This window comes from Streptomyces sp. AcH 505 (assembly GCF_000818175.1).
Lineage (GTDB): Bacteria > Actinomycetota > Actinomycetes > Streptomycetales > Streptomycetaceae > Streptomyces.
This window is the reverse complement of the sequence record NZ_JTIY01000002.1, coordinates 327,102-338,316: the sequence shown is the minus strand read 5'-3', so window position 1 is coordinate 338,316 and position 11,215 is coordinate 327,102. Positions and strand designations below refer to the sequence as shown.

The 11,215-nt window shown below is 70.3% G+C and carries 13 protein-coding genes and 1 pseudogene; 10 read left to right on the top strand and 4 right to left on the bottom strand.

What is annotated here, in order from left to right; translation table 11 throughout:
* The 4 genes from HY68_RS31630 to HY68_RS31615 form a co-directional block, all read left to right on the top strand.
* A partial coding sequence (locus HY68_RS31630; RefSeq protein WP_198533463.1) for a glycoside hydrolase family protein occupies positions 1-1,005 on the top strand: 1,005 nt, incomplete at its 5' end.
* A 111-nt stretch (positions 1,006-1,116) separates the two neighbouring features.
* Entirely contained in the window at positions 1,117-1,572 is a 456-nt protein-coding gene (locus tag HY68_RS31625; protein WP_041998250.1) for a TerB family tellurite resistance protein, read from the top strand.
* A gap of 67 nt (positions 1,573-1,639) precedes the next feature.
* Entirely contained in the window at positions 1,640-2,710 is a 1,071-nt protein-coding gene (locus HY68_RS31620) for a LacI family DNA-binding transcriptional regulator (protein ID WP_041998248.1), read from the top strand.
* A 34-nt stretch (positions 2,711-2,744) separates the two neighbouring features.
* The gene (locus tag HY68_RS31615) at positions 2,745-3,542 is read left to right on the top strand and encodes an MgtC/SapB family protein (RefSeq protein WP_107070243.1); all 798 of its coding nucleotides are present in this window, start codon (positions 2,745-2,747) and stop codon (positions 3,540-3,542) included.
* Here the strand turns inward: HY68_RS31615 and HY68_RS31610 are convergent.
* Positions 3,520-4,386 (bottom strand): SRPBCC family protein, encoded by an 867-nt coding sequence (locus HY68_RS31610; protein WP_041998246.1) that lies wholly within the window; start codon positions 4,384-4,386, stop codon positions 3,520-3,522. The genes HY68_RS31615 and HY68_RS31610 overlap by 23 nt on opposite strands.
* The gene (locus HY68_RS31605) at positions 4,376-4,699 is read right to left on the bottom strand and encodes a metalloregulator ArsR/SmtB family transcription factor (RefSeq protein WP_041998244.1); all 324 of its coding nucleotides are present in this window, start codon (positions 4,697-4,699) and stop codon (positions 4,376-4,378) included. Before HY68_RS31605 ends, HY68_RS31610 begins: the two co-directional genes overlap by 11 nt.
* A 246-nt stretch (positions 4,700-4,945) precedes the next feature.
* On the opposite strand from HY68_RS31605, the pseudogene HY68_RS31600 reads away from it, so the two are divergent.
* Positions 4,946-5,353 (top strand): annotated as a pseudogene (locus HY68_RS31600) (hypothetical protein); the annotation flags it as partial.
* Between the two features lie 177 nt (positions 5,354-5,530).
* Here the strand turns inward: HY68_RS31600 and HY68_RS31595 are convergent.
* Positions 5,531-6,601, bottom strand: a complete 1,071-nt coding sequence (locus HY68_RS31595) for an acyl-CoA desaturase (protein WP_041998242.1) — start codon at positions 6,599-6,601, stop codon at positions 5,531-5,533.
* Positions 6,602-6,960: 359 nt separating this feature from the next.
* On the opposite strand from HY68_RS31595, the gene HY68_RS31590 reads away from it, so the two are divergent.
* The 4 genes from HY68_RS31590 (at position 6,961) to HY68_RS31580 (ending at position 9,041) form a co-directional block, all read left to right on the top strand.
* Positions 6,961-7,317, top strand: a complete 357-nt coding sequence (locus HY68_RS31590) for a PRC-barrel domain-containing protein (protein ID WP_042000354.1) — start codon at positions 6,961-6,963, stop codon at positions 7,315-7,317.
* Between the two features lie 9 nt (positions 7,318-7,326).
* The gene (locus HY68_RS44290; protein ID WP_198533462.1) at positions 7,327-7,497 is read left to right on the top strand and encodes a hypothetical protein; all 171 of its coding nucleotides are present in this window, start codon (positions 7,327-7,329) and stop codon (positions 7,495-7,497) included.
* 75 nt (positions 7,498-7,572) lie between these two features.
* Positions 7,573-8,295: an ANTAR domain-containing protein gene (locus HY68_RS31585; protein WP_052457348.1), complete on the top strand. Its 723-nt coding sequence runs from the start codon at positions 7,573-7,575 to the stop codon at positions 8,293-8,295.
* Positions 8,292-9,041 carry a GAF and ANTAR domain-containing protein gene (locus HY68_RS31580; RefSeq protein WP_041998240.1) on the top strand — a complete coding sequence of 250 codons (750 nt, stop codon included), beginning with the start codon at positions 8,292-8,294 and terminating at the stop codon, positions 9,039-9,041. Before HY68_RS31585 ends, HY68_RS31580 begins: the two co-directional genes overlap by 4 nt.
* A 15-nt stretch (positions 9,042-9,056) precedes the next feature.
* On the opposite strand, the gene HY68_RS31575 is transcribed toward HY68_RS31580, so the two are convergent.
* Positions 9,057-10,139, bottom strand: a complete 1,083-nt coding sequence (locus HY68_RS31575) for a magnesium and cobalt transport protein CorA (protein WP_042000349.1) — start codon at positions 10,137-10,139, stop codon at positions 9,057-9,059.
* 144 nt (positions 10,140-10,283) lie between these two features.
* On the opposite strand from HY68_RS31575, the gene HY68_RS31570 reads away from it, so the two are divergent.
* Positions 10,284-11,168 (top strand): YhjD/YihY/BrkB family envelope integrity protein, encoded by an 885-nt coding sequence (locus HY68_RS31570; protein WP_041998238.1) that lies wholly within the window; start codon positions 10,284-10,286, stop codon positions 11,166-11,168.
* The last annotated feature ends 47 nt before the right edge of the window (positions 11,169-11,215 follow it).

Below are 11,215 nucleotides of genomic sequence, written 5' to 3'. Positions count from 1 at the left end.
GCCGTCGCCCTGTCCGTCGGGGCGGTGGTGGCCGCCGGACTGCTCGTCGCCGCCTATCTGCCCGGTGACCCGCCGGCCGACCGCGGTGCTTCCGTGACGACGGCGGACGCGCCCGCGGCGCCGCCGCCGTCCGCCGTCGCCTCGTCCGCTTCGCCGTCGCCCTCCGTGTCGAAGAAGGCCAAGCCCAAGGCGAAGCCGAGCAGCCCCAGGCCCACCAGGACAGCGGCCCGGCACGCGCCGCCCGCACCGGCCCCGAAGCCCGTGGTGGCCTCGGCGCGCAAGGGCGTCGGGGTGTGGACGTTCCCCGGCGTGAGCAAGGCGCTCGCCGACTCGGGGGCCGGCTGGTACTACACCTGGTCCACCCAGCACTCCGGCGTCGACGCACCGGGTGCGACGGGCTTCGTGCCGATGATCTGGGGCAAGGACTCGACGGGCGCCGCCGACCTGGCGCGGGCCCGCGCCGCCGGGCCGTATCTGCTCGGCTTCAACGAGCCGGACATGGCGGCCCAGTCGAACATGACGACCGATCAGGCGCTGTCGCTGTGGCCGACGCTGGAGAAGACGGGCCAGATCCTCGGCAGCCCCGCTGTCGCGTACGGCGGTGACACGGCGGGCGGCTGGCTCGACCGCTTCATGAGCGGGGCCAAGGCACGCGGCTACCGCGTCGACTTCATCGCGCTGCACTGGTACGGCGGCGACTTCCGTACGGAGGCTGCCGTCGGCCAGCTCAAGTCCTATCTGGAGGCGGTCCACGCGCGCTACGGCAAGCCCGTCTGGCTGACGGAGTTCGCGCTGACCGACTTCTCGCAGGGCGTCCGCTTCCCGTCCGAGACGGAACAGGCCGCCTTCCTCTCCTCGGCGGCCCGGATGCTGGCGGGGCTGCCGTACGTCCAGCGCTGGGCGTGGTTCGGGCTGCCCGCCAAGGACAGCGGCGCGAGCACCGGCCTCTACCGGAGCGGGCCCGCGATCACCCCGGCGGGCGAGGCGTTCCGCGCGGCCCGCTGAGCAGGGCGGGCTTCGGTACCGAACGGAGAAACCATTCTGAAGTGGGCACGCCTCGGCTCTCCCGGGCGTTGAGCCAGTGGTTCAACCTGACAGCACGAGGAGAGATACCGAATGGCCCTCTGGGACCGTTTCAAGGATTCAGCCGCGACGATGCAGACGCAGCTCACGGCCAAGAAGAACGACCTCAAGAGCGGCGCGTTCCGCGACGCCAGCATGGCCATGTGCGCTCTCGTCGCCGCGGCCGACGGCTCCGTCGACGCCTCCGAGCGCCAGCGCGTCGCCTCGCTGATCGCCGCCAACGAGGTCCTGCAGAACTTCCCCGCCGCCGACCTCCAGCGGCGCTTCGACGACGCGATCAACAAGCTCACCGCCGACTTCGCCTTCGGCAAGGTGAGCATCCTCCAGGAGATCGCCAAGGCCAAGAAGAAGCCCGCCGAGGCCCGCGCCGTCATCCAGATCGGCATCGTCATCGGCGGCGCCGACGGCGACTTCGACAAGGACGAGCAGGCCGTCGTCCGTGAGGCGTGCTACGCCCTCGACCTGCCGCCGCACGAGTTCGACCTCTGATCAGCCCTTCACCGGTGGGGTGATCCGCCGTCGCGGATACGATGGCGGATCACCGAAGGGGTCGTGGATGACAACCATCAAGGACGTCGCCCGCCGGGCGGGTGTCGCGCCGAGCACGGTCTCGTACGTGTTCAACGGGTCCCGGTCGATCTCCGAGGAGACGCGCCGGCGCGTCCAGGAGGCGGTGGAGGCCCTCGGCTACCACCCCAGGGCCAGCGCCAGGACGCTGCGCAGCAGCCGTACCCAGGTGATCGCGCTGGCGCTGCCGCGCGCCGCGGGGCTCCAGCACTCGGTGGACGGCCGCTTCGCCATCGACGTCAGCGACGCGGCGAACAGCCTCGGCTACGACCTGCTGCTCACCACGTCCCAGGACAAGGCGGGCGGGCTGCGCCGGGTGGCCCTCAGCGGTCTCGCCGACGCGGCCGTGCTGATGGCGGTCGACATGGAGGACGCGCGCATCGACGTCGTACGCGAACTGCTCTTCCCCGCGGCGCTGATCGGCCGGCCCGCCGACGAGGACGCCCTCCCGTGGACCGACCTCGACTGGGAGGAGGCGGCCGCGCTCGCCGTACGGGAGCTGGCGGCCGCGGGACACCGCACGATGGTGTATCTGGCGCCCGGTGAGGCCGAGGTGAGGGCCCGTCGCAGCTACGCGCTGCGTGGGATCGCCGGCGCCCGCAGGGGCGCCAGGGACACCGGCGCCGCCGTCAAGGTGGTCCATTCGATCGACGACCCGGTCAAGCTCGGCCGCAGACTCGGCACCCTGCTGTCGGACCCGACGGGCGAGGGGCGCGCGCGGCCGACCGCCCTCGTCGTCCAGCACCCGTCGGCGCACCACCACATCCTCACGTCGGTGGCCGCTTCGGGGCTGCGGGTGCCGGAGGAGCTGACCGTCGTGGTGATCGGCACCCTCCCCGGCGACCCGGCGGGTCGCCGGCTGCCCCGGATCGAGCTGCCGGTCGAGACCCTGGCCACCGAGGTGACCCGGCTCGCGGTGTCGGCCGCCGACACCCTGCGCGCTTCGGTGACGAGCGAGGTCGAGCCGGGTGGTCAGCTGCTGGCCGCCTCGATCGGCCATCTGCTGATCCCCCCGGTCCTGCTGCCCGGCACGGCCCCCCTCACCGCCACGGACCGCTGAACGGCCCAGCGGGGGTACTAACATCGCGTAGCGGATGTTCTGTACCGAGCTGGGAGGCGGGCCGTTGCACACGCTGGCCCTGAATCTGTTCGACCCCGAAGCGGGTCAGGGGGCCCGGCAGTTCGCCGAGCTGGGGCTCGCCCTGCTGCTGTCGACCGTCATCGGCGCCGAGCGGGCGATCCGGCAGAAGAGCGCGGGGCTGCGCACGCACACCCTGGTCGGGGTGGGCAGCGCGCTGTTCATGGAGGTGTCCCAGCACGGCTTCAACGCGGTGCTGGGCATGGAGAACGTGTCGTTCGACCCCTCGCGCGTCGCCGCCCAGGTCATCTCCGGTATCGGGTTCATCGGCGGCGGCATCATCTTCGTCAGGCGCGACGCCGTACGGGGACTGACGACGGCCGCCACCGTATGGCTGACCTGTGCGATCGGCATGGCCTGCGGCGGCGGGCTGCCGCTGCTCGCGATCGGCGCCACGCTGGCGCACTTCCTGGTCGTACAGGGCTATCCCCTGGTCACCCGGCGCATCCCGGTCCTGGCCACCCCCGAGCAGGCCCGGCTGCATCTCGCCTATCTGATCGGGACCGGGGTGCTGACCCGGGTGCTGGAGTACACGGCGGCCCAGGGGTTCCAGGTGGTGCAGGTCCGGGTGGACCGGGCGGCGCGGCGGCCGGGCGGCGAAGGGGACGGGGACGAGGACCACCCGGAGGCCGGCACCGCCCTCGTGTACGTCGATATCGCCGGCACCGGCAGCGTGCACCGGCTGGTGGCCGAACTGTCCGAGTTCGAGGAGCTGTTGAGCGTCTCCTCGATCAAGGAAGAGACGGCCGAGTGAGCAGCTGCGCCGCCAGCCGCTCGATCCGTTCCTGCCAGGCGGCCAGCGCCGTCTCCGCGTCGAAGCCCTCGGGCCCGCTCTGGGTCAGGACGAGTCGCGCGCCGTGGCCCGTGCCCTCGCCCAGCTCCCAGCTGACCGCGCCGTCGGGCTCGACGGCGAAGGTCACGAAGCCGGGGGGCCGCACCTCCGTCACATGACCCGCCTCGACCTTCTCCGCCGTGAACCCCTCGGGCACCGGCAGTCCCGGCACCGGCTCGACACCGGCGCACAGGGTGTCCCAGACGACCTCGGCGGGCCGCACCAGCTGGCGTTCGAGCCGCAGCCGTCTGCCGCCGGGTACGGATTCGACGACGCCCCTGCCGAGCCCGAACCGTTCCACGTACGCGTCGTGCAGCGCGCCGTCGTCGCGGCCGGCCTCGACGGGCCCGCCGTCGAGGAGCTGACCGAGCGCGCCGAGACACAGGTGCCAGCCGGAGGCGAAGCTCGCCGCGCCGGGCTGGTCGCCGAAGGTGTGCACGAGCGTGAGCAGCGAGCCGTCGCCGTCCGGGCTGACGGACCATTTCAGCTGGTCGGTGCCCCAGGTGAAGCCGAAGAGGCGCGGTTCGTCGAGGTCGGTGACGGTGCCGCTGGCGGCGGGCGCCGACTCGCCGGGCAGGTGGAAGCCGATCGTGCCGCCGGGTACGAGGTCGACGGTGACCTCGAAGGGGAACCAGCGCGCGAGCCGTTCGGGGTCGGTGAGGGCCGCCCACACCGCCTCGGGCGGATGCGGGAGCCGGCGCTCCATGCGGAGCGCGGTGCGGTCGCCCGTCGTGGTCAGGGAGTCGGGGCGCGAACTAGTCGTCATGGGAGTCGTCCTCCATCGCGTCGAGGTGCCGTTCGAGTGCGTCGAGAGTGCCGGACCACAGATGCCGGTAGTGGGCGAGCCAGTCGTCGAGTTCGGCGAGCGGCTCGGGCCGCAGCTCGTACCAGCGGCGCTGCGCGTCCTGCCGGACCCGTACGAGTCCGGCCTCGCGCAGCACCCGCAGATGCTTCGACGTGCCCGGCTGGCTCAGTCCCAGCCGCTCGGTGAGCTCGCCGACCAGATAGGGGCGTTCCAGGAGTAGATCGAGGATCCGCCGCCTGCTCGGATCCGCGAGGACGTCGAACGGTATGGACATACCACGAACATACCCCGGGCGGTATATAACCGTCAAGCAATGTACAGCGTATGTGCGACCGGCTCATCCGGTCATGGTCACGCACAGAAGTCAGTTGATTTCTGGCTGGAATCGCATCGTGACAGCCCGTCATCGGCCGGTCCATAATTGTAAGTTGGGGCGATCAGAAATCGATCACTCTGCTCTCCCAGGATTCGCCCCGCGGCCAGCCCGGCCCCCCACCCGAACGGCGCAAGGAGAGCGGCCGTGCATGACGAATTCCTGTGCCATGTCACCGCGTACGGAATCTGCGGCGGTCAGTACGTCGGCGTACCGCTGGGCACCTACCGCGCCCCCACCCTGCCCCTGGCCCTGTGGTGGTTACGGGACCGCGCCACCTGGATCGCGGAGCGGCTGGATCCCAGCCCCGAGAGCGGGCGCTTCCCCGCGTCCGCGCTGACCCCCGTCGGCGAGAGCGTGCCGAACGTGCCGGACACGCTGCGGGCCTGGCGGGACGACGTGTCGCACCAGGACATGGTGGCCGAGCATCTGGCGGCCGGCCGGCTGATCAGGGTCGCGACGCGCGACGACACCACGGAGTACGAGCTGCTGGCCGAGTCGGTCGACGCGCTGCGCATGGACCGCGCCCTGCCGTCGCTGATCACCTCGGCGGCGAGACCGGACGTCTACCGCAGCGAACGTCCGCTGGCCTCGTCGGCGATCACGACGGTACGCGACCTCCGGCAGGCCGGCGACACGCTGCAACTGGGCAGGGTGCACCACTGACACGACACCGCCGCGTGCCGGAGCGCGAAGCGCCGGGACACGCGGCAGTGGTCGAGCCGGGGTCACTTACGGGGTCACGAGTGCTTTCCGCATCGCCCGCAGGGGCGCTCCCGCGTCGTGCAGACTGCGCAGCGCCTGGCGGTACGAGCCGATCAGGCCAGTCTCCAGGTAGCCGACTTCGAGCTCTTCGCAGTACCGCCTGACGATGGGCTGCGCCTTGCGCAGCTGCGGGGTCGGCATGTTCGGGAACAGGTGGTGCTCGATCTGGTAGTTGAGGCCGCCCAGCGCGATGTCGGTGAACCAACCGCCGCGCACGTTGCGCGAGGTGAGCACCTGACGGCGCAGGAAGTCGGGGCGGTCCGCGCCGGTCAGCACCGGCATGCCCTTGTGGTTGGGGGCGAAGATCGAGCCCAGGTAGATCCCGAACAGACACTGGTGGACGGCGAGGAAGGCGAGCGCCTTGCCGGGCGGCAGCACGACCAGCAGGGCCGCCAGATAGACGGCGAAGTGCCCGATCAGCAGGGCCCCTTCCTGCCTGCGCTGCTTCAACGACCGGTTGGCGAGCGACCGTACGCCCGCGACATGCAGGTTGAAGCCCTCAAGTGCCAGCAGCGGGAAGAAGAGATACGCCTGCGAGCCGCCGATCAGCCGCGCCACTCCCCTGGCTTCCCTGGCCTGGGACTGGGACCACACCAGGATGTCCGGGTTGACGTCGGGGTCGAGGTCCTCGTGGTTCGGGTTGGCGTGGTGCCTGGAGTGCTTGTCCTGCCACCAGCCGTAGCCCATGCCGATACCGAGGTTCCCCGCGAGCCTGCCGGTGCGGACGCTCGCCCGGCGCAGCCGGAAGACCTGGCGGTGCGCCACATCGTGCGCGACGAGGGCGACCTGACCGAAGACCACGGCGAGGAACGCGGCGACGGCCAGCGTCCACCAGCTGTTCCCGATCATGGCGAAGGCGATCCAGCCGACGGCGTACAGTGCCACGACGAGGGAGATCCGCAGGACGTAGTACCAGGGGCGGCGGCGCATCAGTCCGGCCGCGTTGATGAGCTGGGTCAGGCGCGCGAAATCGCTGCCCGACTCGCGTGGTGGATCCAGAACCGCCGATTCGGAATCGCCGGTGGTGGGCAGGGACATTGAGCCACGCCTTTCGGGTCGGTTCACGACCGCTGGTAGCCGGTGCGGTGAATGCTCGGCAGGGTGGCTTGTTCAGCACACATTGTTTGAGGCAAACAGACGCCGCGTAGGATGCGCATAAGAAGTCGTGCGCATAAAGAGAATCGCAAGGTCGCTGGCTGCCGGGTCCAGGGCAGCTGGGAGCCAGGGTCTTGGGCGTCTTGCTCTGTCAGTGTAACCGCCGGCGCCCGGAAGCGGCCTTGCTCGGCCGACCGAGCGGTAACAGTTCGCCGCCCCGGCCAGGTGCCATCGCCGCCTGCGGGGGTAACAGTCACACTGACGACACCTGCACCACCAGCGGATAAAGAGGCGAATTGCTCGTGTTCGAGGCTGAGGACATCCGGGAATGGCGTGGCCACGATGTGGTCGACACCGACAAGAAGAAGATCGGCTCGCTGGAGGCCGTGTACGTCGACACGGCGACGGACGCACCGGCGTTCGCCACGGTCACCGTCGGGATTCCGACCAAGAAGCGGCTGATCTTCGTACCGCTCACCGACGCGACCGTCGGTCCGGGCTATCTGAAGGTCGGCTGGGACAAGCAGTTGGTCAAGGAGGCGCCCTCGATCGACACGGACGGGGAACTGCCCGCCGAGGACGAGCCGCAGATCTTCGCGCACTACGGACTTCCCTACAAGACGGGTGCGACCGGCGAGCGCCGGCTCGCGCGCCGTTAGGAGGGCGGGATGGCCCTTTTCCTGCTCCTTCTCCTGATCGCCGTCGCGCTCGGAATCATCGGTGTGGCGGGGTCGGGCCTTTCTTATCTGCTCGCGATCGGTGTGATCGTGTTCGTTCTTGATCTGGTCCTGCTCGGTGCCCGCTGGGGCGCCCGCCGCGGGAGGCGTGTCACCCGCTGATCGCGGTCTATGCTGAGATGAGCCACTTGAGGCTGCCGTCCCCCCACGTGGAGTACGGAGAAGGGGTGGCCGCCAATGATCAGTGACGCCATGACCGAGGTCCTCCGGCTCGTGCACATTCAGGCCCAGCCGAGGCTGGCCGGCTGCGCCGAGGTGCTCGGGGTCGACGGTCTCGCGGTGTCGCTGGTCGTGGACGGTCAGATCACCGAGCAGCTGTGGTCCTCGGGCAAGACGGCGGCACTCTTCGAGGATCTTCAGTTCACCCTGGGGGAAGGCCCCGGCCCCGACGCGCTGCGCGATCACGCGCTGCGCATGGTCGACGACATCGCCACTGTCCCGTCGGGCAGATGGCCCGCGCTGCTGCCGGCGCTCGGGGATCTGCCGGTGGCCGCGGTGTTCTGCTTCCCGCTGCATCTCGGCGGCATCTTCGTGGGCGTCCTGACGTTGCTGCGGGCCGAGCCAGGACCGATGAGCGGCCAGCAGATGGACGACGCGCTGGCCCTCGCCGAGGCACTCACCCTCCAGTTCCTGGGCGGCGAAGGCGTGCAGCTGGAGTCCTGGGGCGACGCGCGGCCCACCGAGCTCCACCGGGCCGTCGTGCACCAGGCCACCGGGATGATCAGCGTCCAGCTCGGTCTCGCGCTCGGCCCCGCCCTGCTGCGACTGCGCGCCTACTCCTTCAGCCAGGGCCTGCCGATCACCGACATCGCACGCGACATCGTGGCGCGGCGGCTGCGTCTGCCGCCCACTGCGGGCGACCCCGGCCCGACCGATCCGACCGACGAAATGAGGGGATGACCTCTATGTCCCGCGAACAGCAGGTGTCAGCGGTGTTCGTGCAGGTTGCGGATTCGCTGACGGACGACTTCGACCTGATCGACTTCCTCGAGCAGCTCTGCGCGCACTGCGTCGCCCTGCTGGATGTGTCGGCCACCGGAATTCTCCTCGCCGACGAGAAGGAGACCCTGCAGACGATCGCCGCGTCCGACGAGACCACGCATCTGCTGGAACTCTTCGCCCTGCAGCACGACCAGGGCCCCTGCGTGGAGTGTTACCGCAGCAGCACCGCGCGTACCAACATCGACCTGGCGGACGCCGAAGCGACCGCAGCCTGGCCGCAGTTCGCCGCGCACGCGCGGGAGAGCGGGTTCGCCACGAGTCACACCTTCCCGCTGCGGCTGCGGGACAGGGCCGTCGGCGCGCTGAACCTCTTCCACACCGACACGCAGCCGCTGAGCCCGCAGGACGCGTCGCTGGCGCAGGCGCTGGCCGATGTGGCGACCATCGCGCTGCTCCAGCAACGCGCCCTGGACCAGCAGCACATCGAGAAGGCCCAGCTGCAACGCGCGCTCACCAGCCGCATCATCATCGAACAGGCCAAGGGCATCCTGGCCGAGCGCTGGCAGACCGACGTGGACGCCGCGTTCGCCGCGCTGCGTTCGTACGCGCGCTCACATCAGCTGCGGCTGTCGGACTGCGCCCGCCGGGTCATCGACCAGACGCTCGACACCGACGCGATCCCGCACGGCGGAGGCAATGCCTGAGCCGGACGGGGGACGCTAGAGCCAGCCGTTTCGGCGGAAGGTGCGGTGGATGCCGAAACAGGCGACGACGATCACCCCCATGACCAGGGGGTAGCCGTACTGCCAGCGCAGCTCCGGCATGTGCTCGAAGTTCATGCCGTAGACGCCGCACACCATGGTGGGGACGGCGATGACGGCGGCCCATGCGGTGATCTTGCGCATGTCCTCGTTCTGCGCGACGGTCACCTGCGCCAGATACGCCTGGAGGATCGAGTCCAGCAGGTTGTCGAAGGCGGCTATCTGCTCGGTGACCCTGGCCAGATGGTCGACGACGTCCCTGAAGTACTTCTGGATCTCGGGGCCTATCAGCCCGTCAGGCTGGGTGGCCAGCTTCTGCAGCGGCCGGTCCAGCGGCGCCACCGCCCGCTTCAGCTCCAGCAGCTCCCGCTTGAGCTGGTATATCCGGCCGGCGTCGGCGCGCGCGACCTGCCCGGAGAAGACCTCCGTCTCGACCTCGTCGATGTCGTCCTGGATCGCCTCGGCGACGGCGAGATAGTCGTCCACCATGTGGTCCGCTATGGCGTGCAGCACGGCGGCCGGGCCCTTGGCGAGCTGTTCGGGGTCGGCCTCAAGGGCCTCGCGCAGCGGACCGAGCGACCCGTGCCTGCCGTGCCGGACGGTGACCACGAACTGCGGCCCGGTGAACACCATCAGCTCACCGGTGTCCACCACCTCGCTGGTCGCGGTCAGTTGCTCGTGCTCGACATAGCTGACCGTCTTGAAGACGGCGAACAGTGTCTCGTCGTACCGCTGCGCCTTCGGCCGCTGGTGCGGGGTGACGGCTTCCTCGACGGCGAGCCGGTGCAGGTCGAACAGCTCGGCCACCCCGGAGAACTCCTCCCAGGTCGGCTCGTGCAGCCCGATCCACACAAAACCGCCGCCCGACCTGCGGACCTTGCGCAGCGCCTCGTCAGCCGGGCAGTCACCGGACTGCCGTACGCCGTCCTGGTAGACCACACAGTGCACCACCGCGCTGCCCAGCGGTGATCTGGCCGGATGGCTCAGGTCCACGGTGCGCCGGTAGGCCCTGCCCATCGTGCGGCGCAGGTTGCGGATCATCGACACGCTCATGCCTCCTTCGGCTGATCGGCCGCCAGTGTGGCACGGCGGGACGAAGGGCCCGTGGCGAGGCGGAACGCCCCGCACCGGCAGGCGTATCTTGGGGCAACCCGTGCCGTGTCCTTGAGGGGTAGTCGACAACACATGACCCGGAAGCAGCCCAGCGAGACGAACCGTCCCGGCCGGATCCGCCGTCTGTGGGGCGAGGCGGTCGCGTACACGGAGCTGGTCTGGCGGCTCGGCCGCGAGACGGAGCTGATGCACCGGGCCATGGGGTTCGCCGCGCTCGGCTTCCTGACCCTCGTCCCGCTGCTGATCCTGGTCGCCGCCGCCGACCCGGCGAGCGGTGAGGGGTTCGCCAAGTGGCTGGGGCAGGGGCTCGGGGTCTCGGCCGACTCCCAGCAGGAGATCCAGGAGCTGTTCGGCAGACCCGGCCAGGCGTTGCAGCGTACGACGGCGTTCGGGCTCGCCGCGCTCGCGGTCTTCGGGCTGACCTTCGGGTCGGCGGTGCAGACCGGCTACGAGCGGGTGTGGGAGCTGTCGACCGCGCGCTGGCACACGATGTGGCGCCATGTGGTCTGGCTGGCCGTGCTGGTGGTGTTCCTGGTCATCTTCGTCAACACCCCGGTGACCTCGCGGTCCACGCTGGAGCTGGTCTTCGGCACGATCGGCGATGTGATCGGCACGTTCCTGTTCTTCTGGTGGTCGCAGCGGCTGCTGCTGGCGGGGCGGGTCCGCTGGCAGGCGCTGTTCCCCGGCGCGGTCGCCACCGCGGTGGGGCTGCTCGGTCTGCGGGCCTTCTCCGCGATCGTCTTCTCGCCGCTGATCGCGTCGAGCGCCGTCACGTACGGTCCTTTCGGCACCGTCCTGGTGATCCAGTCGTGGCTCGTCGGGGTGGGGTTCGTGGTGTACGGCGGCGCGCTGGTGGGGCGGCTGTACTACCAGCGGCAGATCGAGTACCGGCTGCGGCACGCGCCCGCCGGGGAGGGGCAGGAGGACGGCGGCGGCCCGGCGGAGCCCCGGCTCTGACCTACGGAAGGGCGGCGCCGCCGGCCTCCCGGCCGACGGCACCGCCC